Below are 24,588 nucleotides of genomic sequence, written 5' to 3' on the forward strand. Positions count from 1 at the left end.
GATTCGCATGGCCAGCATCGTGGCGGTCATCGCTTCGACGCATCACCCCTTCTATTACCGGGCCAGCACGTCGACCGGCGAGGACCGGCCGCCGTTCGCCGACGAGTGGACCCGCAAGATCCTCGCGTTCCGGGAGACGCTGACCCGCGCGAACCCGGACGTGCTGGTCATGGTCGGCTCTGATCACTTTCACCAGCTGTGGCTGGACAACATGCCGCAGTTCCTGGTCGGCAAGGCACCGGTCTACGACGCGAACTGGTACAACGAGGAACGCGAGTTCGGCCTGCCGCGAATGACGCTGAAGGGCCACGAGGACCTGTCGTCACACATCCTGCGGTCCGGGCTGGATGCCGGCTTCGACCTGGCGTTCAGCAACGAGCTGCGGATCGACCACAGCATCACCTGCCCGATCATCACGCTGCGGCCGGAGGCGGACCTGCCGATCGTGCCGATCTACACGAACATCTTCGCGCCGCCGCTGCCGCAGCCTTCGCGTTTCGTGCAGCTGGGTTCCGCTTTGCGCAAGATCATTGACGAGTGGCCGCCGCACCTGCGGGTCGCGGTGATCGGAACCGGTCACCTCTCGCTGGAGCTCGGTGGGCCCCGGCAGTTCGGCCCGCACGGTCCCGACCCATCCTTCGATGAGAAGGCGGTCAGCTGGATCGCCAACGGTGACCTCGACGGATGCCTGCGCGAGGTCAGCCTGGACAGCCTGCACGCGCCAGGCAACGCCACCCACGGATTCATGGACTTCATGCTGATGATGGGCGTCGCCGGTGCCGGCGTGAAAGCCGATTACGTGGACACCTTCGACCTTTTCCACACGATGGAGGCCTACTTCACCTGGTACCCGAACGGAGTGGCGGCATGAGCAAATATCTCTTGAACAAGTTCCTGTTCACGGTGGATCGGGATCCGGAACTGGTCGAGCGGTATCGCGCGGATCCGCGCGGTCTGGTCGAATGGTGGGAGTCGACGACGGCCAACACTCTGCTGAACTGTCACAGCGGCGAGGCGAGCACCTGGCTCGCCTTCACGGATGAGGAGCGTGAGGCACTGATCGCCCACGATCACGTGAAGCTGTTCTCACTCGGTTCCCACCCCTTTCTCACATTGACCTTGTTCATCGCCATGTTCGAACGGGACAACACGTCACCGCTGGAGTACCAGAAGGCGTACGGTGCCGCGCTGGCCGGGTTCACGCTCCCCTATCCGGACATCACCACGTGATCGACGCGGCGGTGTTGCGGGTGTGCGGGCAGCCGCCGACGATCGCCCGGCGTCCGGTGCCGGTTCCGGCTGACGACGAGGTGCTCGTCCAGGTGGTGGCGGCGCCGATCACGCCGCTGGATGTGCTGTGCGCGTCCGGGGCGAGCTATTTCGGGGCTCCGGCCACGCCGTACGTCCCCGGTGTTCAAGGGGTGGGTTGTCTCCCGGACGGGACGGCGGTGTGGTTCGCGACGTCCGCCGGCATGCGCCCCGGGGACGGGAGCATGGCGTCGATCGTGGCGGTCCGGTCGGACGACGTGGTGCCGCTGCCGCCGGGCGCCCCGCTGGAGCTGATCGCGGCGCTCGGGCTGTCGGCGGTGGCGGCACTGAGCGCGTTGCGGGCAGGCGCTGGTTCTTCTGCGCTTTCTACACCTGGTGGTGACGGTGGGCTGGGTCAGGTCGTGGTGCTCGGCGCCGGTGGTGTCGTCGGGCAGGCCGCCATCCAGCTGGCGCTGCTCGGCGGCGCCCGCCGGGTGATCGCGGTGACCCGCTCCCCCGCATCCCTGGCCCGGGCCGCCGCCCTGGGCGCCGCCGCCACGGTCCCGCTGCTGCCCGACGACTCCGAAACCGGGCTGGCCGACTGCCTGCGCGACGCCGCCGAGGGCCCGGTCGACCTGGTGATCGACCCCGTCTTCGGCATGCCCGCGGCCGCCGCCCTGCGCGTGCTGCGCCCCGGCGGAACCCTGGTCAACCTCGGCTCCGCCGCCGGCGCGACCGCCCCGTTCGACTCGGCGACCCTGCGCAGCGGCTCGTTGCGCATCGTCGGCTACACGAACAACGCGCTCACCACCCTCGAACGCGCGTCCGCCCTCACCGAGATCGCCGCCCACGCGACCGCCGGCGCCCTGACCGTCACCCACGAGGTGGTGCCACTCGCCGCGGTTGCCGAGGCGTGGACACGTCAGGCCATCGGAAAGGCGTACGGAAGGATGGTTCTGTCTATCGTCGACCGGTGACGACAACGGTGACCTATCTAGAGATGACCGCGCCCGATCAGCTCAGCCCGGCGCCTGCGGTGCCGGGTCTGACGCTGGAACCGCTGAGCCCGGACTCCCCGCTGTCCCGGGAGTTGCCCGCCCGGGTCGGTGCGCCGTTCGGGTGGTCGAGCGCCGGCCGCACCCCGGAGCAGTGGGCCGAGATCCGCGCCCAGTACCCGGACCGGCGGCACTGGATGCTGTCGTTCGAGGGCGAACCCGCCGGCATCGTCGCCTACGACCCGCACCCCGGTGACGAGGTGGAGATCAAAACGTTCGGCCTGCTCCCGGAGTTCACCGGCCGGGGCCTGGGCGGATACGCACTGACGCTCGGCCTGTGGAGAGCATGGGACCTGGTGCCCGGCGTGACGAGGGTGTGGCTGCACACGGCGAGCAGCGACCACCCCAACGCCCTGCCGAACTACCGGAGCCGGGGCCTGCGCCCGTTCCGTACCGAAGTCCTTCCTCAGACGCGCTGACGCCGGGCGTCCCACACCACCAGAGCGCAGGAACAGCGAGGCGAACAGCGACGGGATGGAACGAAGCCACCGTCACCGTCCGGAAATCCGTCGACGCCTCGTCCCGGGTTCGCGACAATGCTCGCCGGAGAGGGGGTGGCGCCATGGGTCGACGGCTGGACAGGCTCACCTGGCAGGTCATGGTCAGTGAGGTCCGGCTCGGGCATCGGCAGTACCGGGTCGTGCGACCCGCGAAGCCGCCCGAGTTCGCCGGGCTCCACGAGGGCCGCCTCGGCGCCCAGTTCAACCTCGACAAGGACACGGCGAGGACGTTCGCCCAGGCGTGGGCTCTGGCCGCCCGGTCGCCGTACACGATCGTCTACCTGCCACTACGCCGCGCGAAACTCCCCCCGGGCACCGGCTCGGGGCAGCCGCTCGACCTGGTGATGCTGCACCACCGGCTCGCGTTCCCGCCGTCGCGGTGGAAGCAGGTTCGTGCCCGGCTGGGGACCGGCAGGCCGCACAGCGTCAGCCTGCCCAGCGACGCGTGGCCGTCGAAGCCGATCGCCGACCATCGGCGGGCCTGGCACCGGGACTTCAGTGATCATCTTCGGTGGGAGATAGCCGCCGGCACGCTGATACTCACCGGCAGCCGCGAGGCGTTCGACCTGGAGAGCGATCAGATCCGCGCCCTGGCCGAGGAGGGACCGGCGCATCGTGCGGGCACACCCGATGCGCACTGCTGCGCCGAGATCGGCATGGGCCGGATCCGGTTCCACTCCGACCGGCGCCGGCCGTACGGCGAGCTGCACGCCGAATACGTCCGATAGCACCGGCGTGACCGGATCTTCTTTTCTGCGCGGCCGGTCCCGGCTCGGGTTGGTATGCGCGCTACCGTCTGGTTATCGCGGCGGCCGTTTGACGATCCGCAGCGATCCGTCCGGTCTTTGATCTGCACGAGGAGACACCGATGACCGACACCACCGGCGACGCCGATCCCACCGCTGACGCGGAAACGGGAACCGACGAACCGCAGCCCTTCGAGAACCGGGCTGCCCGCCGCTCCAAGGGCAAGGCGGCCGCCAACCACGCCGACAACGGCTCGGGCCACGTCCATGGCCGTTCCGGCACGGTGCAGAGCCCTCGCCAGTACGGCAACCGCCGCAGCGGCTGATCTTCACCACGCCTGGTGACGGCCGCACCCTGCTGGGTGCGGCCGTTACCGAGGCTCATCGCAGGGCGACCAGCCTCGCGTCCGCCGCACCGGTACGGATGTCGACCGCCCCGGTGAACCGCATTCCCGGCACCAGGTCACGAACCTCCGCGGCGTCGGCCGGCAGCAGGACCACCCGCAGGAATCCGGGAGCGGCGCCCGCCCCGTCCCCGTCGTCGACGCGCGGCACGACCCGCTGCACGGTGGCCTTCACGACGCGATCCAGCCCTTCCGCCTCGAGCCGGGCGACCATGCCCGGGCTGAGCTCCGGCAGTGATTCCACCGGCACGTCGGTCACGAACGTCAGCTCGGCCGGGTCGTACAGCTCGACGAACGGCTGGCCTGGTTGCAGGGTGCTCCCCATGGTCGCCGGCTGGTCGACGACGATGCCGGCCCGGGGCGCCACCAGGGTGAGCTTGCGCAGCACCGGCTCACCGTCCGAGTCGGTCGTGGTGACCTCGACGACGCCGAGTTTCGCACCGGCCTTGACCTGCTGCTCCGCGCGTACCGAAACCTGGGTGATCTGTCCCGGGCGCGGGGTTTCGACGGGGATGGGCTGAGCGGTGAGGGTGACCGTCCCGAGATCGATGCGGGCCGCGTCGGTCACCCGGTCCGCGGTGAGCTTCACGAAGATCAGGACCGCGGCGGCCACCATGAACAGCACGATCAGCCGAGCCCGCCACTTGCGGCCGGTCGTCTTGGCGGGCCGGCGGGTCTCCAGGTAGGAAGCGACTGCGGTATCGGTCATCTCGGTGTCCTCTCAGCGCTCACGTCGGCCATCGCCGAGCTGACCAGTTCGTCGGTCTCCTCCCAGCGGGCCGGCCAGGGCAGCGCCCGGGCCAGCAGGGCGCCGGCCTTGCGTCGTTCCAGCCGTTGTTTGATGGCCCGCGGCGCGACCACCGCCTCGGCGATGATCCGGCCCAGCACGAGCACGTAGATCGAGGCCCAGGCGATCGACAGCCCGACCGCCGCCACGTCGGTGCCGAGCAGCGGCAGGGTGCTGACGCCGACCGCGATGGCCAGCGCGTTCAGCAGGAAGAGGGCCACGTGCGGCAGGACCAGTTCGATCCCGGGGAGCCCGGACGGGCCGGCGTTGGTGACCGTCCACTTCACGTGCCGTTTGAACAGCGACATGACCAGCGCGCGTACGTGGATCGGGGCCGCACCGATGCTGGTGACGATCGCGGAGACCTTGAAGCCGCCGAGCTGCAGAATAGTCACGATCATGATGAGCGCGTAGAACGGGGCGTAGTGCACGAGCCAGGTGCTCAGGTCCGCCTGGATGGGGCTGAGCCCGAACAGCAGGTACACCGCCGGCAGGCACATCAGGATGAGCGCCGCCACCGACAGCAGATAGTTGACGCCGGCGAGCAGGTATTGGAACCGCTGGTCCATGGTCAGCGCGCTGCGGCGGAACAGGCCGCCACGGAACATCACCTCGAAAGCCCCGTACGCCCACCGGAACTGCTGTTTGAAATAGGGCAACAGGCTGTCCGGGGCAAGACCACGAGCCAGGACCTCGGGTACGAAGAACGAGCGCCAGCCCCGCCGATGCAGCTCGATGGACGTCCAGATGTCCTCGGAGTTGCTGGCCGTGTGCATGCCGACGATCTCCCGCAGCGCCGTACGCCGGAAGATCACGTTGGTGCCGACGCAGAAGACCGCGTTGAAGTGGTTGCGGCCCGGCAGCACCAGCTCGTAGAAGATCCGCTGTGACTCGGCCGCCCCCTCGGCGACCAGGCCTTTCGCACTGGGGAAGGCCTGCGGGGTCTGCACGAACGCGACCTTGGCGTCCTGCATGTGCGGCAGGGCGCGCAGCAGGAAGTCCGGACTGGGCACGTGGTCGGCGTCCAGGATCACCACGAACTCGCCGTCGGTCCGGCGCAGTGCCGCGTTGATGTTGCCGGCTTTCGCGTACACATGCTCTGTCCGGCGCAGATAGCCGACGCGTTCGACGGCGCAGGCGTCGCGCAGAGCGTCGCTGTTGCCGTCGTCGAGGACCCAGGTCTGGTGCGCGACCCGCATGTCGCGGGCGGCGCGCACGGTGACCAGAACGATCTCCAGCGGCTCGCCGTAGACGGTGATGAACACGTCGATCGACGGCGCCAGGGCGCCGGTGGTGAGCCGGCGCCGCCAGGCGAAGACCTCCGGCGGGTCGGGCTGGTAGTTGTTGGCCAGCACTGTCCACCACATCGCCAGGGCGTTGAAGATCGTGATTCCTTCGGCGAACAGGACCAGTCCCCAGATCCAGACGTTGCCCCGATATGCCGGGTTCAACAGGAAGATCATGTAGAAGAGCGTCACGCAGAGGGCGACGAACACGACGACGCGGGTGGATCGCTGGATCGGCTGCCAGGACAGCTCGCTGACGGGCCCGATGCTCATCGGTCAGGCACCTTTCTTCGTGGAGACCGCGACACGATCGACGAGCATGGGAACGCCGGGTTTCGTCGCGGCGGTGGCGCCACCACCGAATCCGGCCGGGAAAGCGCCGCCGATGGCGACGTTCAGGATCACGAAGAAGCCGTGATGGTTCGCCTTCTCCCAGGTGGCGGCGTCGACCTTGTCGGCGGACACGGTGAAGGTCTGCTTGTCGTCGACGTACCAGCGCAGCTGTTCGGGTGTCACACTGCGGTCGAACTCGATGGCGTAGGTGTGGAAATCACTGCGGCACCCCGCGCACGGCTGCTCGCCGCTGCCGATCCCGGTCGGTTCCCCGCAGGGCCCGGCGACCGGTTCCCCGCAGTGCAACGTCTGCCACACCGAGTCACGGCCGTTTACGGCTTCCATGACGTCCCACTCGCCGACGTGCGGCCAGTTCGTCGATCCCACCGGCCGGGCGGGTTCGCCGAGCGCCCAGAACGCCGCCCAGTACCCGGCCGCCTCGGCGCCGGTCACATCTGGCTGACGCAGAACGGCCTCGATCCGGACGCTCCCACCGGGCGGCGCGGCGAAGTCGGAACGCTGCGTCTCCACCCTCGCTGACGTCCACGCGCCCGCACCGTCACGCAGCGGCGTGATCGCCAGGTGCCCGTCGCCGTCGAGCTGGACGTTCGCGGGCTTGTCGGTCGACGTCTCGACCTGCCCGGTCCCCCACGCGGGCGCCCCGCCGGGATAACCGGTGCCGGTCGCGGGCAGCCAGTCCGATGCCGGCAGCCCACTACCGGCCGGCCCGTCGAAATCGTCACTCCACACGAGCGTCCAGCCGGACTCAGATTCCGGTGCCGATGGTGTGCAGGCCACACCGGCGGTGGCGACGAGCAGCGCCAGACCGAGGACAGCAGGCCATCGAGAGAGAAGAGGGTGCATCAAATCGGTCAACCTCGGGGGATCGCAGTTCCGCACGCTGGCGGGTTGATCGTGGCCGAGGTCCGGGGCCGCACCATCACGCTAGCGACAACGCCGGAGGTCCGCAGAGCATCGACGCCCGCCTGTCAGATGGCGCACCCTAAAAAGTGACGCAAGTCAATACTTCAGAAGATCAAATTCACATTCATGTGCCCGCCTGAGTGGGTGGTCACCCTGGGGCCCTCCCGGGGAGAACGGCCTGCGTGCGTGGTCACCCTCACCCCATGCGGCTACGCCGCACCCACCCCTGCGGCACGCTCGCCGCCGGTGTGGGCGATTCGGTGCTGTGAAGCCCGACACGCAATGACTCCGACGGATATGTCGCGGATCACAGCGGGACCGCCAACCTTTACCGGGCTTGCGCGTCCTCCCTGGTGACAGTGCACCGACCGACAGTGCTGGAGCTTGAGATGCGCAGATCCACCCGGACCCTCGCGGTCGCCGCCGGAGCCGTGGCCGTCATCGCCATCGGCGGGGTGACCACCGCCATGGCCTTCGCCGACGAAGCGCCGCCCGCGCCGGTGCCGGCCACCTCGACGGCCTCGGCAACGGCGGCGACCGGGACCGTGGAAGCGACCCCAGCGGCCACCACGGCCGAACAGACCGCCTCCACCGCCGTCCCGGATGCCGAGCCGACAACAATGGATTCCGCTCGCGAGGCCACCCCCGCGCCGGAACCCACCGCCGCCGAGCGCACGGTGACCGCCGAGCCGGCGCGCACCGCTTCCACGCGCAGGGCGACCGCCGCACCGGCGCCGACCGTCTCCGCCCGTGAGGTGACCCCGGAGCCGACCCGGATCGCCGAGACCCGGACGCCGGCGCCGACCCGGACCGCTTCCTGAGGGTGTGGCGCGCCGGCCGTACGGTGGCCGGCGCGCCCCCGGTCCGCCCGCCACTCCGACCCACCCCGCGAGGCCCTTTGTGATCTTCGTGTTGCCGATACCCCTCTCGCTGCTGCGCTGGAGGCGAGGGGCCTCGGCCAGCCCCGTCGTGACGGCTGTTCCCGCGGCACCCGCGATCGACGAGCTCTATCGGGAACGGCGCCTGCCACTGGTCCGGCTGGCCGTCCTCATGGTCGACGACCTGCCCACCGCGGAGGACATCGTCCAGGACGTCTTCACCCGGCTCTACCGCCGGCACGGCACCGGTCTCGGCGACATCGCCGATCCGAACGCGTACCTGGTGTCGGCCGTCATGAACGCCGCCCGGTCGGCGCTGCGCTGGCGGCGGATCGCGCGGGCGTACCTGCCGCCACGCCCGGATCCGGCGCCCGCCGCCGAGGACGAGGCCCTGCTCGGCGCCGGCGACCGGGAGGTGATCCGGGCGCTCGGCCGGCTCACCACCCGTCAGCGTCAGGTCATGGTCCTGCGGTACTGGTCGGGCTTCTCCGAACGGGAGATCGCCGGCGCCCTGCGGATCACCACCGGAACCGTCAAGTCGACCGCGCACCGCGCCCTGACGCTGTTACGCGCCCAGCTGGGGGAACAATGACCGACAACGATCTGGAACGCCGCCTGCGGGCGGCACTGTCCGCCCGGGCCACCACCGTCACGAGCCGGGACCTGCGGTACGAGCCGGTGCCCTCCCGGGCCGCCGACCGGAGCACGACGGCCCGCTGGTGGCTGCCGCTGGCCGCGGGCCTCGCCGCCGCGACGGTCTCGATCACAGCGTTCGCGCTGCTCAGGCCGGCGGAGCCGACGCCGATGCCGCCTGCCTCACCCGCGTCCCCTGCCGCCCCCGATTCGTCCGGTTCACCCGCCGCGCCCGCATCACCCACCTCGACGGCGACGTCCGGATCCGCCACCTCACCGGCGCGGCCTGCCCTGCCGACCTCGCGCCTTTCGCCGACCTCCATCCCGGAAAGGGGCCCGTCCGTCACACCGCCCACGCCCGAGCGCTCATCGTCCACGGCCGAGCCGCAGCCGACCGCGTCCGAAGCCGGCCGGACCGTCACACCCACCACGCGCTGAGCCGCTCCGGCCTCGCCGCGTGTCGCGGCGGTCACCCCGGGCACGGACGGGACATCGCCGCGGCGGAACCTGTGGCATCTTATTGATCATGTCGATGCCCGCCGACGATCTGGCTGAATATTCAAGTACCGCAGGGCAGGAACCGTGGGAACCCGACCGGATCGCCCGGTGGATTGACCGGGACCGGGTCCGGGCGGTGGCCCTCGCCCTGATCGTGGTGTCGGTGGCCTGGCGGGCGGTCATCGCCGTCCGGGGTTACTTCTCCCAGGACGAGTTCGTGATCGCCGCCCGGGCGATCGACACCGGGTTGACCCCGGGCTTCCTGTTCGAGGTCTTCAACGGTCACCTGATGCCGGGTGGCCTTCTGCTGGCCTGGCTGCTGGTCCGCGTCGACGGGCTCGCGGGCTGGCCCTGGGCGCTGATGCTCGTGGTCGGACAGGCCGCGGTGAGCGTGGCGTTCTATCTGCTGCTGCGTACGCTCCTGCGGCCCGGGTGGGCCCTGCTGGTGCCGCTGTCGATGTTCCTGTTCAGCACGCTGACCCTGGAGGTCAGCTCGCTGTGGATGGTCGGCCTGCTGATCCTGCCGGTCCAGCTGTCCATGGTTCTCGCCATCGCGGCCCAGATGCGGTACGCCCGCACCGGCCGGCACCGGTACGCGATCCATGTGGTGCTGGCGGTGCTGCTCGGGCTGGCCTTCGACACCAAGGCCCTGCTGACCGTCCCCCTGCTGTTCGTGCTGGCCGCCGCCCTGTTCTGCAGCGGGGGCCTGATCAGCAGCATCGGGGAGGCGATCCGCCGGTTCTGGGTCGGCTGGGTGTCATTGACGGTGCTGTGCCTTGCCTACCTGCCGTTCTACCTGACTCGCCCGGTACCGGAGCTGGAGCAGAACACGGAACCCGGCAACATCGTCAACTTCATACGGGATCTCATCGGGGTCAACCTGGTGCCCGCCCTGGTCGGTGGCCCCTGGCGATGGACGCACGCCGGCGACGGCCCGCCCCTGATCTTCACGCCCACACCGGGTGTCTGGCTCGCCTGGGCGGTACTCCTGGTGGTGGTCGTGGTGACCGTGCGGCGCCGCGCCGTGGCACGCCGGGCGTGGCTGACGCTGCTCTCGTTCGTCGCCATCGTGACCGGGCTGTTCGTCGTGACCCGCCTCGGCACCAGCCTCGGCAGCATCGCCGGCCTGGTTCCCCGCTACCTGTCGGACGTCGCGGTGGTCGCGGCGCTGTGCGTCGGCGTCGCGCTCCTGGGCCTGCGCAACGCCGACGCACAGGGCCGCACCACTGTCGTCCCCCAGGACGAGCCCGGCGCTGTCGTCTCCCAGCACGAGCCCGGTGCGGCGGCGTCGCCACCGCCGGTGCGAGGAACCGTCGCGTACGCGATGAGGGTGGCCGCCGCGGTCGTCGTCGCGATTCTCGCCGCCGGCAATCTGTGGAGCATCGACCGCTTCAACGACGTGTGGGCGACGAAGGACGGGCGCGAGTACCTGTCGACGGCACAGGACGAGCTGGCCGGGGCACCACCCGGCACCGCCATGGTGGACAACATCGTGCCGGACCGGGTCGTCGCCGGTTACTTCCACCCGGACAACCTGCAGTCGCACTTCTTCCGTGCCGCGCGCCTGAAGCCGGTCTTCGTGACCGAGGCCGTGCAGGCGTCGATGTTCGACGACAAGGGCCGGATCCGGCCGGCGATCGTCGACGGCCTGGACATCGTCCCCGGCCCGGTAGCCGACTGCGGCCACCGGATCGCCTCCGGCCGCGCCCTCCGCATCCCCCTGGAGGGAACCGCCCAGGACTGGCCGTGGTGGATCCACATCGGCTACATGAGCTCCGGCGACTCGACCATCACCTTCCGGATGGGCGAGTCAACCCACACGTTCGAGGCGCGACGGGGCCTCAGCCAGATCTTCTTCCAGCTGCAAGCACAGGGCGACGCGGTAGAACTCCGCGCCAACGACCCGAACGTAACCCTCTGCACCCAGCAAATCACCGTCGGCAGAATCGGCCCCATGCCGGAGTAACGCACCGCAACCAGAGCCTCGCCCAGCCCGAACACCGCGCCGCCAGTCACCACCGACCTATAGACAGGTGGTGACTGGCGATCCTATTTCGACCGCGAACGCACGAGTTTCCGGGAAGGCCGCCCACAGCGTGTCGACCTCAGGTGACCCGCGAGCACCCTGATCACGCGCTGCCACCATAAACGGCGAACAGCGCCGAATCTTGGAACCCTGTGGTGTCCAGAACACCCACAGGTCTCCAAGATTCGCCCGGAAACGGCGGCCCCCTTGCCTGGCGCTCACCCTCCGTGACGGCTCCGGGAGGGTGATGGGCACCGCCCGGCGGGACACGCGGTTCCCGTCGAAAGCGTCCCTGAGCCGTGGCCACCCATCACCGCAGAGGCGAAAGTCGAGTACCGCTCAAATCCACAAGATCCGCAAGGGCTCGCCGATCTTGTGGATTTCTGCGCAACCAGTTCGGGGGAAGTCGACAAGACCAGAAACGGGCGCGCGCGAAGACGTGCAGCTGACGATTGCCAGCTAAACCCCGATCGCACAAAAGGTCTCCAGCCGGCCGCCGGGCGCCAGGCAGTCGGGCAGTCGGGCAGTCGGGCGATCAGGCGATCAGGCGATCAGGCGGGGCGGTGACCTCGCCAAGCACCCGGCAGAACGGTGGCCCCGCTAAGCACCGGACAGAACGGTGACGCTATCCAGAACGGGCAATGGCGCCACCGGGACCCAGGCGATTACTCGGTTCCGGCGATGGCGAGCCTCGGCGGGACCGGGGCCAAGAGCTGATCCGGCCACAAGCTGGCCCGATCAGGCGCTAGCCCAGTCAGGCGCGCTGGCCCGATCAGGCGCTGGCCCAGTCAGCCGCGCTGGCCTGGTCACGGGCTGGCCCAAGTCAGCCGCGCTGGCCTGGTCAGGGGCTGGCCCAGTCAGGAGCTGATCGGGGTTAGGTTGGGCTCGGGGTGGTGGGTGGCTGCTCGGATGGCTGCGGCCAGGGATAGGGCGGCTAGCGCTGTGGCGATCAGCACCGCGTAGGCCGGGATCTGGTCGTGGGGGCCGTAGCCGACGTACTGGTTGGAGGCGTGCGGGTCGTAGGTCATCACCTGGTAGAACTCGCAATAGGCCACGGAGGCCGGGACCGCCGTCGCTGTCAGGGCCAGGGCGGACAGGGCGGCCGCTGTCCGGCGGGGGCGGGAGCCGGCCGTGCGCATGCGGTCGGACACCGTGCGCATGCGGTCGGACGCCGTGCCCATGCGGTCGGACGCCGTGCGCATGCGGTAGGAGACGGCCGCGGTCAGCAGCCAGCCGGTGAGGGCGCCTAGCAGCAGGCCCGCGATCGTCAGGGGCACGATCGCACCGGTCACGTCGGTCGTGATGTCCAGGCTCCCGAAGCTGCCGCCGTCCATGTCCGGCCATGGCCCGCCGTCCATGGTCGAGGTGGCGCCCTGGAGAGTCAGGCCGTCTTTCGTCGCGGTGAACTGGGCGGCCCGCTCCGGGGCGACGGTTTCCTCGGGGGTGCCGAACCCGATGGCGATCTTGTTGATCGCCTCGGTGAAGGACGTGATGTGCCAGCCGGCCGCGGTCAGGGCGGTCTTGACCCGATCGGGGTCGTAGGTGCCGGCACCGCGAGTGGTGGCGATGATGCCGGGACCGTTCATCGCGGTCTGCCACTGCTCGATGCTGGGCCCCGGCAAGCCGGCCATGGCCGAGGTGAGCGCGCTCGTCTCGGCGGGTGACGGCACCCGATCGGCGCTCTGCCAGGCCAGCCAGTTGCCGGCGACGGCACCGAACCCGCCCAGCGTCACGGTGGCCAGCAGGGCGGCCAGCACGGTCAGCGGGCGCAGCGGCACCCGGAATCGCTGCCGCAGGCCGGAGGCGACCAGGTGCAGGGTCTGCCCGGCGGTGAGCCGCCCGTTGCCGTCGTCGGCGAGGTCGAACAGCGTCGTGAGGATCTCGTCGCCGTGCCGGCGGCGGTAGGCGCCCGGGTACGCGAAAAGCAACCGCCGGTAGCGCCGCTCGTCCTGAATGCTGATCGTGGTCATCGGGCGACTCCCAGGTTGGGGAAGCGGCGCAGGCCGGCCTCGGCCGCGGCGGCGTTACGGCGCAGGCGCTCGACCTGGGTGGACAGAGCGGCGGCACCGTCGCTGGTGAGCCGGTAGTAGCGCCGGAGGCGGCCGTCGACCGTCTCCTCCCGGTCGACCTCGACGAGCCCCTGCTCGGACAGCCGGTCGAGGGCACCGTAGAGCGTGCCGGGCCGCAGCACCACCTCGCCCTGGGACAGGGTCTGGACGGAGCGGATCACCCCGTAACCATGCGAGGGCTCCTCCGCCAGGGCGGTGAGGATCAAGAAGGTGGGTTCCTGCATGGGCGGTGACGTTACGCTCGACTGAATATAACGTCAACCGTTATATGACCGGCTCGCCGCCCCACGTCTCGGGGGCGACGTCATCGAGGGTCTCGGAGAACGTCCAGTGGTGCCCGGCCAGGTCCTCGGCCTGGTACTGCCGCTCGCCGAACTCGAAGTCGACCGGCTCCAGGAGGATGCGCGCGCCGTGCGCCCGTGCCTTTTCGCAGTGCGCCCGCACGTCGTCCACCCGCACCATCACCGCGTGGGTGACCTCGCCGGGCCGTGGCGGACGGCGGTCCTTCGCCACGTCGGCGACGATCAGGGCGCCGTCGCCGCACCGCATCTGGGCCCGGTGGTTCTCGCCGATGCGGATCCGCTCGGCGAACCCGAACGCCGCCGACAGCCAGGCGACCGCCTCACGGACGTCCGGGTAGGTCAGGATCGGCACCACTGCGGCCGCCGGCATGGAGCGATTGGCCTTCATGGAAACCGAGTATGGCGCGCTGGACACCGAGGATGTCGGACAGTGTGTAGAGGCCCTCCCCCGGGCGGGGCTCCTCGCCAACCGGTCCGTCCGGCTGCCCGGAGGCGATCACCACGACCTGCCCGGCGGGATCGGGTACGTAGGTCATGCCGATCACGGCGAACCGGGCTCTGCCCCGGTCTCGGGCTGACGGCCGGCCCACCAGCTCGGACGGTACCGGAACGCGGTCGAAGACGCCCTGGTAGAACTCGACGATCGGGTACTCGTTGGCGCCGTGCACCTCGCGTACGAAAGCGGCATGAAAGCGTGAGCGGAGCTCAAAGCTGATGACATCGCCGGGGCGGTGGAAGGTCGTGGGCTTCGGCTGCCGGGGCCTGCGGGTCAGCGGCACCGGCGGTGACAGCAGCAGCTCTCTGATCGCCGGGACCTGCCGGGAGAACGCGTCGGACAGCACGACGCCACGTTCGAGTTCGTCGATGGCCGTCAGGGCCTGATCGGTGATGTCCGGTGACGCCATGCCGTACTTGTGCAGCAGGGCGGCGAGCGCGAGCCGGACCTTGGCACTGTCGAGACGGGGTCGCCAGCGCTCCAGAATCGGCCCGGTCACCGCCTCACGGAGCGCGTCCGGGCTCTTCGTGGCGCCGAGCATCTGGTGCCCGATTCCGCGCGCGAGGTCTTCGTCGAGGGCCTTGACCAGGCCGGAAGCCGCCAGTTTGTCCACAATCTGCTGATGCCGCACGTCGTGAGTCTGCCAGTTGACTTGTCTCAAGTGTTGTCTCAAGCTGATGCGACAAGACTTGAGACATCGAGGTGATCGTCATGGCCGATGAGATCGAGCAGGCCGGTGTGTGGCTCGCCCAGCACGGGCTGGCGAGCGAGCGGGCGACACCGCTGATCGCCGCCCGGCTGACGGTCCGGCGGCGAGCGGGCATCGCTGCCAGCGTGCTGCTCGCCCTGTTCCTGATCGTGGTCGCCCTCGTCTACACGCTCACCCTTCGCGACGAGGCACACCCGAGTACGTCTCTGCTGTATCTGAGCGCCGCGGTGATCGCGCTGGTGGCGGGCCTGGCGCTGATCGACAGGCAGGTGCGCCGGGCCGACCGGCGGGCCGCCGCGACGCTGGTGCGGCGGGTGGCCCATCCGGGGCGGCTCGGCTGGCGTACCGTCCTGGGCCTGCCGCGTGCGGTTTTCGCTGTTGTCACGTTCGCCGGGGCGCTGGTGGCGGCGATCTGCGCCCTGCCGGGCATCGAGGCGGCGATCCTGCTCATCGGGCTGTGCGGGGTCGCGGCCGGCATGGGCGTGCAGCTGCGTCACCTGCTCACCCATCCGGCGGTGGCCGACGACGAGGTGTCGCTGACCGCCGACGCCATCATGCGGGTCGAGGACGCCCGCAACCTGGCCGCGCCGACCGTGGTGTGGTGCCTGCCCGTGGTGTCGCTGCTGGCCGCGGTGCCGGGCTGGTGGACGGCCGCCTGGCTCGTCTTCATCGTGCTGGGCACCGTCGCACTCATCGTGATCAACGCGCGGACCCCGTCCAGCGGCACGGTGGCGCGGCTCGCCATGGGTGTGACGGTGAACCCGTGATCGTCATCGACTCGGCGTCGCCGGTTCCGCCGTTCGAGCAGCTCCGGGGGCAGCTGGCCCGGCAGATCCAGGACCGCAGTCTCGCGGTGGGCGCCCGGCTGCCGGCGATCCGCCGTCTCGCCGCCGACCTGGGGCTGGCGGTGAACACGGTCGGCCGGGCGTACCGGGAGCTGGAGGACGCGGGGCTGATCGAGACCCGGGGCGCGGCGGGGTCGTTCGTGTCGGCGGCCGGTGAGCAGGGGCGGGAGCGGGCGTTGCGGGCCGCTGCCGAGTATGCGGCGGTGGTCGCCAGCGTCGGGATCGACACCGACGAAGCCGTCCGGATCATTCGGGCCGCACTGCTCAACGGGTCGGCGGGCTGAGGCCCGCGGCGGGATCGGACGATTGCGCGTTGGCCGGGCCCAGGGAAGCGTCGTGGACGATCGTGCTGTCGTCGGATTTGCGGGTGCCGTCGAGGTCGACGTCGGGATGGGTGGAGCGCAGGTGCGCGGCCATCTCGGCGTCGGGGAAGTCGCGCTCGCCGGGCGGGCACAGGTTGCAGGTCGCCATGACACTCTCTTACCCCGTTGGCACGGTTCCGGTGTTCAAAGGACAGGAACTGACCGCAATCGCGGCCAGGATGGACCTATGACAGCGACGTGGAAGATTGAGCTCATTCCCGTGCCGGTCACTGATGTCGACCGGGCCAAGGCGTTCTACGAGCGGATCGGCTTCATCGCCGACCACGATCACCAGGTGCACGAGGGCCTGCGGTTCGTGCAGCTCACGCCGCCCGGGTCGGCGTGCTCGATCGTGATCGGGGACGGGATCACCGAGAAGGTGCCGGGCAGCCAGGAGATCCAGGTTGTCGTGGCGGACGCCGAGGCGGCTCGGAAACAGCTGCTGGCGGCGGAGGTCGAGGCCGGCGAGGTGGACGTGCAGCCGTGGGGCAACTTCGTGTACTTCCGGGACCCGGACGGCAACAGCTGGTCGTTGCAGGCCATCGAGTACCGGCCCCAGGGCTGACCCGTGAGGTGACGCCGGGGCCGGCGGCGGTGTGAGCCGGCGGAAGGGACGTCAGTCGCCCGGAGGATCACGGGGGCTTTTCGGTACGCGTACCGAAAAGGGAGAGGGACCAAAAACGGAGCGCGCGCGAAAGTGTCGGTGGGGGCTGCTAGGTTTCCGGCGTTGTCGACGGCGGCCGAGGGAGTCCGGTGACCATCAACGAGTTTCTGACGACGTTCGCGGGGCTGCCCGTGGTGGCGGCTGACGCGCCGGAGAGCCCGGGTGATCCGGGGGCGGTGGCGTGGCGGATCGACATGGAGTATGAAGCGAGCGAGGACGATTTCACCGCCGCGTTCTCGCAGCTCCTGGACCGGATCGGGCCGCAAGGGCCGACCGCGCTGATCATCGGTGAGTGGGGCGAGGCGAACGACACGCCGTTCCCGGTGGAGCTGCTGGTCGACAACGCGGAGCGGATGCCGCATCTGAGGGCGCTGTTCATCGGGGAGATGAGCTTCGAGCAGTGTGAGATCTCCTGGATCCAGCAGACCAATCTCACGCCGATCCTGCTCACGTTCCCGCAGCTGGAGAGCCTGTGGGTGCGCGGGTCGCAGGATCTCGCCTTCAAGAAACGCATCCATCATCAGGGGCTGCGGGAGCTGGTGCTGCAGTCCGGCGGGCTGCCCGCGAGCGTGGTGGAGAACGTCGCCGGCTGGGACGTGCCCAACCTGACGCATCTGGAGTTGTGGCTCGGCGTCGACAACTACGGCGGTGACGCGACCATCGACGATCTGGCGCCGATCCTGGCCGGGCGGTCGCTGCCGGCGCTCACCCACCTCGGCCTGCGCAACGCGGAGATCGCCGACCAGATCGCTGAGGCGGTCGCGGCGGCGCCGATCGTCGCCCGGCTGACCAGCCTCGACCTGTCGAAAGGCACGCTCGGTGACGCCGGTGGTGAGGCGCTGCTGGCCGGGCAGCCGCTCACCCATCTGAAAACGCTCGATCTGAGCCACCACTTCCTGTCGCCGGAGCTGGCGCAGCGGATCGTCGAGGAGCTGCCGGGTGTCGCCGTCGACGTGTCCGACCGGCAGCAGGAGGAGGAGTGGGGCCGCTACACAGCGGTCTCGGAGTGATGCCTCTCGCCGTCGTCGGTAATCCGGCCAACCGGCGGGTCACGCTGTTCCTGGACGCGGTGCGGCGGGCCGGGCTGCCCGCGCCTGAGGTCTATCCGTGGCGTGACGTGCTGGTTTCCGGCCGGGTGCCGGGTCCGGACTGTCTCGTGCGCATCGATTCGCCGGGTGAGGACGCCGAGGTTGATCAGCTCTTGCGGTCGGGTTCTCCCGCGTTGGACGGGCAGATCCTCGGGACCGCTGCCGCTTTCGCCGGGCTGCGGGTCGCGCTGGCCCGGGTCGAGGCCGGCGGCGGGACGCTGCTGAACCAGCCCGCCGACATCCTGACGATGACGTCCAAGCCGGACTGTCACGCGCTGCTGTCCGCCGCCGGGATCCCGGTGCCGGACGCGCTTCCGCCGGTCAGCGGCTATGCCGAGTTGCGGGCGTCCGGCTGGAACCGCGTCTTCGTGAAACCCGCCTACGGCTCGTCCGCCTCCGGCGTGCTCGCTCTCGCCGCCTCCGGGCGGCGGGTCATGGCGGTCACCTCGGTCGAGCTCAGCGGTGGGTTGCTCTTCAACAGCCTTCGGGTACGCCGATACGACGACGAATCCACCATCGCCGCGATCGTCGACGGGCTGGCGCCGGACGGGCTGCACGTCGAGCGGTGGTTTCCGAAAGCCTCCCTCGGTGACCGGGTCCTCGACCTGCGGGTGCTGGTCATCGCCGGGGAGCCCCGGCACATCGTGGTCCGGACCAGCCGGTCGCCGATGACGAACCTGCACCTCGGCAACGCGCGCGGTGATGTGGACGCCGTCCGGGCGGCGGCCGGGGAGACGGCGTGGGCGGCGGCGATGGAGACCTGCGCCCGGGTGGGTGCATTGTTTCCGCGTACCCTGCACGTCGGTGTTGATCTCATGTTCCGGGCGGGGTGGCGTGACCATGCGGTGGCCGAGGTGAACGCGTTCGGTGACCTGCTCAACGGCCACGACACCTACGGTGACCAGGTGGCGGCGATATGCGTTCGCTGATCGGCACCCATGATCTGCTGTTCGTCACCTTGGACACGCTGCGGTACGACGTGGCGGCGCGCTGCCTCGACCAGGGCCGGACGCCGCGGCTGGCGGCAGTGCTGCCCGGCGGGGTGTGGCAACGGCGGCACACGCCGGCGAGTTTCACCTACGCGGCACATCACGCGTTCTTCGCCGGATTCCTGCCCACGCCGGTGACGCCGGGGCCGCACGAGCGGTTGTTCGCGGCCCGGTTCGGCGGCAGTGAGTCCAGCGGGCCGGACACGTTCGTCTTCGACGCGGGCGACCTGCCGGCGGGGCTGGCCGCGGCGGGCTATCACACGGTCTGCCTGGGCGGGGTGGGGTTCTTCAACCCGGCGGCGCCGCTCGGGCGGGTGCTGCCGGGGATGTTCGCGGAGTCCCACTGGTACCCGTCGTTCGGGGTGACAGCGGTGGACGGTCTGGGGGCGCAGATCGGGGTTCTGTCAGCGGTTCTCGATCAGGTTGACGCCGGTCAGCCTGTGTTCACGTTTCTCAATGTCGCCGCTCTGCATCAGCCGAACAAGCACTACGTTCCGGGAGCCCCGGCCGACTCCGTGGAGACTCAGGCCGCTGCCCTGGAGTACGTCGACGGCCAGCTCGATCGGCTGTTCGGCCTGGTCGCCGGGCGGGGGCGGCCCTGCCAGGTGATCATCTGCTCGGATCACGGGACGCTGTACGGCGAGGACGGGCACGTGGGGCATCGGGTCGCGCACGAGACGGTGTGGACGGTGCCGTACGCCGACTTCGTTCTGGATCCGGCATGACGTCGCCATATCAGGGCTATCTCTACGCCTATCCGCACAAGACCGCCTATCGGAAACTCGAACCGCGGCCGCTGCTGAGTGACGTGTGGGGAGCCGAACGGCAGGACGCGCTGTTCGGGTACGTGCATCTGCCGTTCTGTGAGATGCGGTGCGGGTTCTGCAACCTGTTCACCCGGGCCAATCCTCCCGAGGAGCAGGTTCGGGCGTACCTCACGCAGCTGCGCCGGCAGGCGCACGAGGTTCGATCCAGCCTCTCCCCCGAGGCGTCGTTCTCGCAGCTGGCGATCGGGGGCGGCACGCCGACCTATCTCACCGCCGCCGAGCTGACGTCGCTTTTCGAGATCGTCTCGTCGGCGTTCGGTGACTCGCTGCCGTTGTCGGTCGAGACGTCGCCGGCCACCGCCACGCCGGATCGGCTCGCGGTGCTCGCGGCGCACGGCACCACCCGGATCAGCATGGGTGTGCAGAGCTTCCTCGACAGTGAGGCGCGGGCCGCCGGGCGGCCGCAACGGCTGACCGAGGTGCACGCCGCGCTGGAAGCGATCCGGGACAGCCGGATTCCGGTGCTCAACGTCGATCTGATCTACGGGATCGACGGGCAGACCGCGCAGACGTGGCAGCACTCGCTGGACGAGGCGCTGCGATGGCGGCCCGAGGAGCTCTATCTGTACCCGTTGTACGTGCGGCCGCTGACCGGGCTCGGGCGGCGGGCCGCCACCCGGGACGATTGGGATCGGGACCGGCTGGCGCTGTACCGGCAGGCCGTGGCGGTGCTGACCGATGCCGGATATGTGCAGCAGTCGATGCGGCAGTTCCGGCGGGCGGACGCGCCTGTCGTGGAGGGGCCGGATTACTGCTGCCAGGACGACGGGATGATCGGGCTGGGGTGTGGCGCGCGGTCGTATACGACGTCGCTGCACTACTCGTTCGACTACGCCGTCGCGGTTTCGGAGGTTCGCGCGGTCATCGATGACTACCTGTCACGGCCGGCCGGGGATTTCCGGTACGCGGAGATCGGGTTCCGGCTCGATGAGATCGAGCAGCGGCGGCGATGGTTGCTGAAGTCGTTGTTGCGCGCCGACGGCGTGGACTCCGCCGCATATCAGGCACGCTTCGGCACACGGCACGACGAGGACTTTCCGCAGCTGTCGACGCTGGTCGACCAGGGCTGGCTGGATTCGTCGCGGACGGTGCTGACCGCGGAAGGACTGGCGTATTCGGACGCCATCGGGCCGTGGCTGGTCTCCGGGCCGGTTCGGGAAGCGATGCGGGCCTATGTCGTTCGGTGACGATCTGTATGTGTTGTATCGGGGGCCGCTCGCCAGTTGTAATTACAACTGCCCCTACTGTCCGTTCGCCAAGCGGGTTGATCCGCCGGAATTGCTTCGCGGTGACAAATCGGATTTAGAGAGATTTGTCGGGTGGGTTCGCGAGACGACGGATCGGCGGCTGTCCGTGCTCTTCACCCCGTGGGGCGAGGGCCTGACCCGATCCTGGTACCGCGACGCCATCGTCGAACTCTCCCACCTCCCGCACGTGGCCCGGGTCGCCATCCAGACGAACCTGGCCGCCCGCACCGGCTGGCTGTCGGCGGCGAATCCGCAGGTGGCGGCGCTGTGGGCGACATTTCACCCCGGACAGGTGACCATCGAACGGTTTCTGTCGCGGTGCCGCGAACTCGACGCCTTGGGCGTCCGGTACTCGGTCGGTGTCGTCGGACTCCCCGCCCACTTCGACGATGCGGTCGCGCTGCGAGCCGCACTGCCACCGTCGGTCTATCTGTGGATCAACGCCGCCGACGGGCACGTCTACACCGCCGACGAGGAACGGCGGTGGACCGCACTGGATCCGCGCTTCGGCGACAGCGTCCGGCCGCACGCGTCGCTCGGCCAGCCCTGCCATGCCGGCGAGACCGCGATCTCGGTGCTCGGCGACGGCACGGTGCGGCGCTGCCATTTCATTCCGGCGCCGATCGGGAACCTCTACGACGGGACATGGCGCGCGGGCCTGCGCCCGCGAGCCTGTGGCAACTCGCTCTGCGACTGCCACATCGGCTACGTGCATCTCAAGCCTTTGCAACTGCGCGATGTGTACGCCGATGGGCTGCTCGAACGCATTCCCGCGGTGTGGCCTTTGGAGGTTGTTTCGTAAAGGCGTTGATGGTTCGTGGTGGCGGGGACGGGCATTCACCCCGGCGCAGGAGACCCGGGCGGGTTCGCGGTGTGCACCGAGCGGGGCCTGCTGTGGGCTGCCGGCGGGCCGCGGTGCTGGTCAGCGACGCGCTGACCAGCACCGGACGCTCAGCGCCGCAGGGCTTTGCGGGCCAGGGCGTTGCCGAGGAACTGACCGGCCTGGACGATCACGATGATCACGGCGACCGTGATGTAGACGACCGGCCAGTTGTAGCGCTGCGAGCCGTAGGTGACCGCGAAGTCGCCCAGGCCGCCGCCACCGAAGAGGCCCGCCTGGGCGGACATGTCGACCACACCGACGAAGATGAAGGTGTAGCCGAGGATGACCGGTCCCAGCGCCTCCGGGACGATCACGGTGAGCAGGATGCTGATCGGGCGGGCGCCGGCGGCCCGGGCCGCCTCGATGACGCCCGGCTCGACCGCGAGCAGGTTCTGCTCGATGATCCGGCTGACCGCGAACGCCGCCGCCAGCGTCAGCGCGAAGGTGACCGCGTTCGTACCGATGGTGGTGCCGATCGTGACCAGCATCAACGGCTGGATCGCGGTCAAGAAGATCACGAACGGGATCGGCCGCACGATGTTGACCAGGATGTTCACCGTGATGAAGACGGCACGGTTGGACATCAGGCTGCCGGGACGGGTCGCGTAGAGCACCAGGCCGAGGCCCAGGCCCAGCAGCCCGCCGGCCACCACCGAGATGGACACGATGTAGAACGTCTGCCAGATCGCCTCGCGGAAGACCGGCAGATTGGTCAGGAACTCGTCCACGTCAGTCCTCCTCGGTCAGCTCGACGCCGTCGGCCCGTAAGGCCGCCAGCGCCTCGTCGATCCCGTCGGCCGGGCCGGTCAGCTCGAAGGTGAGGCTGCCGACCGCCCGTTCCTGCAGCTCGCTGATGCCGCCGAAGATGATGTCGGCGGCAACGTTGTGCGCGAGGAACGTCCGGGCCAGAGCGGTCTGGAACCCGGTGCGGTCGCGGATCGCCACGGTGACGATCCGGCCGCTGTGGCTGCGGCGCAGCCGGGCCAGGGTCTCCGCCGACGGCCGGTCGCGCAGCGCGCCCCGCACGATGTCGGCCGCCGCCTCGCTGCGCGGATGGGCGAACACGTCATAGACGGTCCCGCTCTCCGCGATCCGGCCGCGATCCATCACCGCGACCCGATCAGCCACGGTACGGATCACGTCGAGCTCATGAGTGATCAGCACGACGGTCACGCCCAGCTCGCGGTTGACCCGGCCGAGCAGGGCCAGGACCTCGGTGGTGGTACGCGGGTCGAGCGCGCTGGTCGCCTCGTCCGCGAGCAGCAGCGACGGCTCGGTGGCCAGCGCGCGGGCGATGCCGACCCGCTGTTTCTGCCCGCCGGACAGCTGTTCCGGGTGGTCGTGCGCCCGGTCCAGCAGTCCGACGAAATCCAGCATCCGGGCCACCCGCCGATCCCGTTCGGCCCGGTCCACGCCGGCCACCTTGAGCGGGTAGGCGACGTTGCCGGCGACCGTACGGGACCGGAACAGGTTGAACTGCTGGAAGATCATGCCGATGTCCTGGCGGACACCACGACGGTCCCGTTCGGACAGCGCGGTGATCTCCTGATCGCCGACGTGGACCTGGCCGGAGGTCGGCGACTCCAACCCGTTGATCAGCCGGATCAGCGTGCTCTTGCCGGCGCCGGACTGGCCGATGACGCCGAACACCTCACCCTTGGCGACCTCGAAGCTGACGTCGTCGAGGGCCACCACCTGGGTCCCGTTACGGCCGCGGCTGAACGTCTTGGTGACGTTGGTCAGCCGTACGTGCGGCGGGGTGGTCGTCACTTACTTCTGCGCCGCGACGGCCTGGTCCTGCACCGTCGTGAGCAGCGCCTGCAGCTCCGCGGCGGGCACCGTACGCAGGACCGCGACACCGCTGTTGGCCTCCTGCACGCCCTTCTCCACGGCCGGGTCGTGGTAGAGCTCGGCGAGCTTCAGGTAGGTCTCGTTGTCCTTGTCCTCGGCCCGTGCGGTGAAGATGTTGACGTACGGCGCGGCGCTCGCGCTGGCCGGGTCGTCCTGGAAGACAACGGCCGTCTTGGGCAGCTTCGCGTTCGTGGCGTAGTTGATGTTCACGATCGCCGCCGCGACCGAGCCGCTCTGCAGCGCACCCGCGGTCTGCGACGCGTCCAGGGTCACCACGTCGACCTTCTTGGTCTCGACGTCCGTCGTGCTGGAGAAGGCGGTGCCGCCGTTCTTCAGCGTGACCAGGCCGGCCGCCTGCAGCACCAGCAGGCCACGCGCCTGGTTGATGGCGTCGTTCGGGATCGCCACCTTGGCGTTCGCCGGCAGGTCGGTCACCGCCGTGAACTTCAGCGAGTAGAGCGGGAGCGGGTAGACCGCGGTGGCCCCGATCGGCTGCAGGTCGTCGCCCGCGGTGACGTTGTAGTTCGCGAGGTACTGGATGTGCTGGAACTGGTTGAGCTCCAGCTGCTTCTCCTTCAGCGCCGGGTTCGGCTGGCTGTAGTCGTTGAAGTTCACCAGCGTGACGTTCACGTCGAGGCGTTCCTTGGCCAGGTCCGCGTAGGTCTTCCAGTAGGGCGACGCCGCGTCGGCGACACCGATGCGGACGGTCTGCGCGTCGTCGGCGCCGTCACGGGTGGCCACCACCGCGACGGTCACGCCGACCGCGACGACGACAGCGGCCGCCACGGCGATCCAGGGCCAGCGGCTGCGCTGCCGGGTGGGCAGAACCGGCTGGTCGGACGGGTTCTCAGAAGGTGTCGGCTCGGACACAGATAGCTCCGGTTGTATTCGTGCGGATCAGAAGACGCTCACAATAACCTACCTTTCCCATAGGTAAA

At 69.6% G+C, this 24,588-nt stretch carries 29 protein-coding genes; 18 read left to right on the forward strand and 11 right to left on the reverse strand.

The window, feature by feature from the left end; all coding sequences use genetic code 11:
- The first annotated feature begins 7 nt into the window (after positions 1–7).
- The 6 genes from B0I29_RS29745 (at position 8) to B0I29_RS29770 (ending at position 3,875) form a co-directional block, all read left to right on the forward strand.
- The gene (locus B0I29_RS29745) at positions 8–871 is read left to right on the forward strand and encodes a DODA-type extradiol aromatic ring-opening family dioxygenase (RefSeq protein WP_111652433.1); all 864 of its coding nucleotides are present in this window, start codon (positions 8–10) and stop codon (positions 869–871) included.
- Positions 868–1,230, forward strand: a complete 363-nt coding sequence (locus B0I29_RS29750; RefSeq protein WP_111652434.1) for a hypothetical protein — start codon at positions 868–870, stop codon at positions 1,228–1,230. The genes B0I29_RS29745 and B0I29_RS29750 overlap by 4 nt, the downstream gene beginning before the upstream one ends.
- Positions 1,227–2,225 (forward strand): quinone oxidoreductase family protein, encoded by a 999-nt coding sequence (locus B0I29_RS29755; protein ID WP_111652435.1) that lies wholly within the window; start codon positions 1,227–1,229, stop codon positions 2,223–2,225. Before B0I29_RS29750 ends, B0I29_RS29755 begins: the two co-directional genes overlap by 4 nt.
- Positions 2,222–2,722 (forward strand): GNAT family N-acetyltransferase, encoded by a 501-nt coding sequence (locus B0I29_RS29760; protein ID WP_111652436.1) that lies wholly within the window; start codon positions 2,222–2,224, stop codon positions 2,720–2,722. The genes B0I29_RS29755 and B0I29_RS29760 overlap by 4 nt, the downstream gene beginning before the upstream one ends.
- A gap of 143 nt (positions 2,723–2,865) precedes the next feature.
- On the forward strand, positions 2,866–3,531 hold the full coding sequence (locus tag B0I29_RS29765) for a hypothetical protein (protein WP_111652437.1): 666 nt from the start codon (positions 2,866–2,868) through the stop codon (positions 3,529–3,531).
- Between the two features lie 140 nt (positions 3,532–3,671).
- Positions 3,672–3,875 carry a hypothetical protein gene (locus B0I29_RS29770; RefSeq protein ID WP_111652438.1) on the forward strand — a complete coding sequence of 68 codons (204 nt, stop codon included), beginning with the start codon at positions 3,672–3,674 and terminating at the stop codon, positions 3,873–3,875.
- Positions 3,876–3,930: 55 nt separating this feature from the next.
- Here B0I29_RS29770 and B0I29_RS29775 read toward each other — a convergent pair whose 3' ends face one another.
- The 3 genes from B0I29_RS29775 to B0I29_RS29785 are packed head-to-tail and all read right to left on the reverse strand — an operon-like array spanning position 3,931 to position 7,223.
- Positions 3,931–4,662: a biotin/lipoyl attachment domain-containing protein gene (locus B0I29_RS29775; RefSeq protein WP_111652439.1), complete on the reverse strand. Its 732-nt coding sequence runs from the start codon at positions 4,660–4,662 to the stop codon at positions 3,931–3,933.
- Entirely contained in the window at positions 4,659–6,299 is a 1,641-nt protein-coding gene (locus B0I29_RS29780) for a glycosyltransferase family 2 protein (protein ID WP_111652440.1), read from the reverse strand. The genes B0I29_RS29775 and B0I29_RS29780 overlap by 4 nt, the downstream gene beginning before the upstream one ends.
- Positions 6,300–6,302: 3 nt before the next feature.
- Complete coding sequence (locus B0I29_RS29785; RefSeq protein ID WP_111652638.1) at positions 6,303–7,223, reverse strand: glycoside hydrolase family 16 protein; 921 nt, start codon at positions 7,221–7,223, stop codon at positions 6,303–6,305.
- Between the two features lie 449 nt (positions 7,224–7,672).
- Here B0I29_RS29785 and B0I29_RS29790 point away from each other — a divergent pair, with 449 nt between their 5' ends.
- The 4 genes from B0I29_RS29790 (at position 7,673) to B0I29_RS29805 (ending at position 11,258) form a co-directional block, all read left to right on the forward strand.
- Positions 7,673–8,104 (forward strand): hypothetical protein, encoded by a 432-nt coding sequence (locus tag B0I29_RS29790; protein ID WP_146616920.1) that lies wholly within the window; start codon positions 7,673–7,675, stop codon positions 8,102–8,104.
- Between the two features lie 148 nt (positions 8,105–8,252).
- Positions 8,253–8,753, forward strand: a complete 501-nt coding sequence (locus B0I29_RS29795) for an RNA polymerase sigma factor (protein ID WP_245972813.1) — start codon at positions 8,253–8,255, stop codon at positions 8,751–8,753.
- On the forward strand, positions 8,750–9,232 hold the full coding sequence (locus B0I29_RS29800) for a hypothetical protein (RefSeq protein ID WP_111652443.1): 483 nt from the start codon (positions 8,750–8,752) through the stop codon (positions 9,230–9,232). Before B0I29_RS29795 ends, B0I29_RS29800 begins: the two co-directional genes overlap by 4 nt.
- Before the next feature lie 88 nt (positions 9,233–9,320).
- Positions 9,321–11,258 carry an ArnT family glycosyltransferase gene (locus B0I29_RS29805; protein ID WP_245972815.1) on the forward strand — a complete coding sequence of 646 codons (1,938 nt, stop codon included), beginning with the start codon at positions 9,321–9,323 and terminating at the stop codon, positions 11,256–11,258.
- Positions 11,259–12,175: 917 nt separating this feature from the next.
- On the opposite strand, the gene B0I29_RS29810 is transcribed toward B0I29_RS29805, so the two are convergent.
- From B0I29_RS29810 to B0I29_RS29825, 4 genes are read right to left on the reverse strand one after another with little or no spacing between them, the layout of a single operon-like run.
- Entirely contained in the window at positions 12,176–13,288 is a 1,113-nt protein-coding gene (locus B0I29_RS29810) for a periplasmic substrate-binding domain-containing protein (protein WP_111652444.1), read from the reverse strand.
- On the reverse strand, positions 13,285–13,611 hold the full coding sequence (locus tag B0I29_RS29815; protein ID WP_111652445.1) for a PadR family transcriptional regulator: 327 nt from the start codon (positions 13,609–13,611) through the stop codon (positions 13,285–13,287). The genes B0I29_RS29810 and B0I29_RS29815 overlap by 4 nt, the downstream gene beginning before the upstream one ends.
- Positions 13,612–13,651: 40 nt before the next feature.
- Positions 13,652–14,059 carry a VOC family protein gene (locus B0I29_RS29820; RefSeq protein ID WP_220091426.1) on the reverse strand — a complete coding sequence of 136 codons (408 nt, stop codon included), beginning with the start codon at positions 14,057–14,059 and terminating at the stop codon, positions 13,652–13,654.
- Complete coding sequence (locus B0I29_RS29825; RefSeq protein WP_146616921.1) at positions 14,010–14,816, reverse strand: hypothetical protein; 807 nt, start codon at positions 14,814–14,816, stop codon at positions 14,010–14,012. Before B0I29_RS29825 ends, B0I29_RS29820 begins: the two co-directional genes overlap by 50 nt.
- Before the next feature lie 80 nt (positions 14,817–14,896).
- On the opposite strand from B0I29_RS29825, the gene B0I29_RS29830 reads away from it, so the two are divergent.
- The gene (locus B0I29_RS29830) at positions 14,897–15,661 is read left to right on the forward strand and encodes a hypothetical protein (RefSeq protein WP_111652448.1); all 765 of its coding nucleotides are present in this window, start codon (positions 14,897–14,899) and stop codon (positions 15,659–15,661) included.
- On the forward strand, positions 15,658–16,023 hold the full coding sequence (locus tag B0I29_RS29835) for a GntR family transcriptional regulator (protein ID WP_111652449.1): 366 nt from the start codon (positions 15,658–15,660) through the stop codon (positions 16,021–16,023). The genes B0I29_RS29830 and B0I29_RS29835 overlap by 4 nt, the downstream gene beginning before the upstream one ends.
- Here B0I29_RS29835 and B0I29_RS29840 read toward each other — a convergent pair.
- A complete protein-coding gene (locus tag B0I29_RS29840) occupies positions 16,004–16,210 on the reverse strand; it encodes a hypothetical protein (protein WP_111652450.1) in 207 nt (68 codons plus the stop codon). The genes B0I29_RS29835 and B0I29_RS29840 overlap by 20 nt on opposite strands.
- A gap of 78 nt (positions 16,211–16,288) precedes the next feature.
- Here B0I29_RS29840 and B0I29_RS29845 point away from each other — a divergent pair, with 78 nt between their 5' ends.
- The 6 genes from B0I29_RS29845 (at position 16,289) to B0I29_RS29870 (ending at position 21,718) form a co-directional block, all read left to right on the forward strand.
- Positions 16,289–16,666 carry a VOC family protein gene (locus B0I29_RS29845; RefSeq protein ID WP_111652451.1) on the forward strand — a complete coding sequence of 126 codons (378 nt, stop codon included), beginning with the start codon at positions 16,289–16,291 and terminating at the stop codon, positions 16,664–16,666.
- A 188-nt stretch (positions 16,667–16,854) separates the two neighbouring features.
- Entirely contained in the window at positions 16,855–17,775 is a 921-nt protein-coding gene (locus B0I29_RS29850) for an STM4015 family protein (RefSeq protein WP_111652452.1), read from the forward strand.
- Positions 17,745–18,782: an STM4014 family protein gene (locus tag B0I29_RS29855; protein WP_245972817.1), complete on the forward strand. Its 1,038-nt coding sequence runs from the start codon at positions 17,745–17,747 to the stop codon at positions 18,780–18,782. Before B0I29_RS29850 ends, B0I29_RS29855 begins: the two co-directional genes overlap by 31 nt.
- A complete protein-coding gene (locus tag B0I29_RS29860) occupies positions 18,770–19,567 on the forward strand; it encodes an STM4013/SEN3800 family hydrolase (protein WP_111652454.1) in 798 nt (265 codons plus the stop codon). The genes B0I29_RS29855 and B0I29_RS29860 overlap by 13 nt, the downstream gene beginning before the upstream one ends.
- Positions 19,564–20,856, forward strand: a complete 1,293-nt coding sequence (locus tag B0I29_RS29865) for an STM4012 family radical SAM protein (RefSeq protein ID WP_111652455.1) — start codon at positions 19,564–19,566, stop codon at positions 20,854–20,856. Before B0I29_RS29860 ends, B0I29_RS29865 begins: the two co-directional genes overlap by 4 nt.
- The gene (locus B0I29_RS29870) at positions 20,843–21,718 is read left to right on the forward strand and encodes an STM4011 family radical SAM protein (protein ID WP_111652456.1); all 876 of its coding nucleotides are present in this window, start codon (positions 20,843–20,845) and stop codon (positions 21,716–21,718) included. The genes B0I29_RS29865 and B0I29_RS29870 overlap by 14 nt, the downstream gene beginning before the upstream one ends.
- Positions 21,719–21,867: 149 nt before the next feature.
- Here the strand turns inward: B0I29_RS29870 and B0I29_RS29875 are convergent, their stop codons facing one another.
- Genes B0I29_RS29875 through B0I29_RS29885 form a run of 3 tightly spaced genes read right to left on the reverse strand, consistent with a single transcriptional unit; the run spans position 21,868 to position 24,520 of the window.
- Positions 21,868–22,527 (reverse strand): methionine ABC transporter permease, encoded by a 660-nt coding sequence (locus B0I29_RS29875; RefSeq protein WP_111652457.1) that lies wholly within the window; start codon positions 22,525–22,527, stop codon positions 21,868–21,870.
- 1 nt (position 22,528) lies between these two features.
- Positions 22,529–23,569 carry a methionine ABC transporter ATP-binding protein gene (locus B0I29_RS29880; protein ID WP_111652458.1) on the reverse strand — a complete coding sequence of 347 codons (1,041 nt, stop codon included), beginning with the start codon at positions 23,567–23,569 and terminating at the stop codon, positions 22,529–22,531.
- On the reverse strand, positions 23,570–24,520 hold the full coding sequence (locus B0I29_RS29885; RefSeq protein ID WP_111652459.1) for a MetQ/NlpA family ABC transporter substrate-binding protein: 951 nt from the start codon (positions 24,518–24,520) through the stop codon (positions 23,570–23,572).
- Between the last annotated feature and the right edge of the window lie 68 nt (positions 24,521–24,588).

Origin of the sequence: Actinoplanes lutulentus (assembly GCF_003259845.1) — a bacterium.
Taxonomy (GTDB): domain Bacteria; phylum Actinomycetota; class Actinomycetes; order Mycobacteriales; family Micromonosporaceae; genus Actinoplanes; species Actinoplanes lutulentus.

What these genes read in the sequence shown, in the direction of transcription:
- B0I29_RS29745 (WP_111652433.1), top strand. Translation starts at nt 8, where the DNA reads ATGGCCAGCATCGTGGCGGTCATCGCTTCGACGCATCACCCCTTCTAT.
- B0I29_RS29750 (WP_111652434.1), top strand. Translation starts at nt 868, where the DNA reads ATGAGCAAATATCTCTTGAACAAGTTCCTGTTCACGGTGGATCGGGAT.
- B0I29_RS29765 (WP_111652437.1), top strand. Translation starts at nt 2,866, where the DNA reads ATGGGTCGACGGCTGGACAGGCTCACCTGGCAGGTCATGGTCAGTGAG.
- B0I29_RS29770 (WP_111652438.1), top strand. Translation starts at nt 3,672, where the DNA reads ATGACCGACACCACCGGCGACGCCGATCCCACCGCTGACGCGGAAACG.
- B0I29_RS29775 (WP_111652439.1), bottom strand. Translation starts at nt 4,662, where the DNA reads ATGACCGATACCGCAGTCGCTTCCTACCTGGAGACCCGCCGGCCCGCC.
- B0I29_RS29780 (WP_111652440.1), bottom strand. Translation starts at nt 6,299, where the DNA reads ATGAGCATCGGGCCCGTCAGCGAGCTGTCCTGGCAGCCGATCCAGCGA.
- B0I29_RS29785 (WP_111652638.1), bottom strand. Translation starts at nt 7,223, where the DNA reads ATGCACCCTCTTCTCTCTCGATGGCCTGCTGTCCTCGGTCTGGCGCTG.
- B0I29_RS29790 (WP_146616920.1), top strand. Translation starts at nt 7,673, where the DNA reads ATGCGCAGATCCACCCGGACCCTCGCGGTCGCCGCCGGAGCCGTGGCC.
- B0I29_RS29800 (WP_111652443.1), top strand. Translation starts at nt 8,750, where the DNA reads ATGACCGACAACGATCTGGAACGCCGCCTGCGGGCGGCACTGTCCGCC.
- B0I29_RS29805 (WP_245972815.1), top strand. Translation starts at nt 9,321, where the DNA reads ATGTCGATGCCCGCCGACGATCTGGCTGAATATTCAAGTACCGCAGGG.
- B0I29_RS29810 (WP_111652444.1), bottom strand. Translation starts at nt 13,288, where the DNA reads ATGACCACGATCAGCATTCAGGACGAGCGGCGCTACCGGCGGTTGCTT.
- B0I29_RS29815 (WP_111652445.1), bottom strand. Translation starts at nt 13,611, where the DNA reads ATGCAGGAACCCACCTTCTTGATCCTCACCGCCCTGGCGGAGGAGCCC.
- B0I29_RS29820 (WP_220091426.1), bottom strand. Translation starts at nt 14,059, where the DNA reads ATGCCGGCGGCCGCAGTGGTGCCGATCCTGACCTACCCGGACGTCCGT.
- B0I29_RS29830 (WP_111652448.1), top strand. Translation starts at nt 14,897, where the DNA reads ATGGCCGATGAGATCGAGCAGGCCGGTGTGTGGCTCGCCCAGCACGGG.
- B0I29_RS29840 (WP_111652450.1), bottom strand. Translation starts at nt 16,210, where the DNA reads ATGGCGACCTGCAACCTGTGCCCGCCCGGCGAGCGCGACTTCCCCGAC.
- B0I29_RS29845 (WP_111652451.1), top strand. Translation starts at nt 16,289, where the DNA reads ATGACAGCGACGTGGAAGATTGAGCTCATTCCCGTGCCGGTCACTGAT.
- B0I29_RS29860 (WP_111652454.1), top strand. Translation starts at nt 18,770, where the DNA reads ATGCGTTCGCTGATCGGCACCCATGATCTGCTGTTCGTCACCTTGGAC.
- B0I29_RS29865 (WP_111652455.1), top strand. Translation starts at nt 19,564, where the DNA reads ATGACGTCGCCATATCAGGGCTATCTCTACGCCTATCCGCACAAGACC.
- B0I29_RS29870 (WP_111652456.1), top strand. Translation starts at nt 20,843, where the DNA reads ATGTCGTTCGGTGACGATCTGTATGTGTTGTATCGGGGGCCGCTCGCC.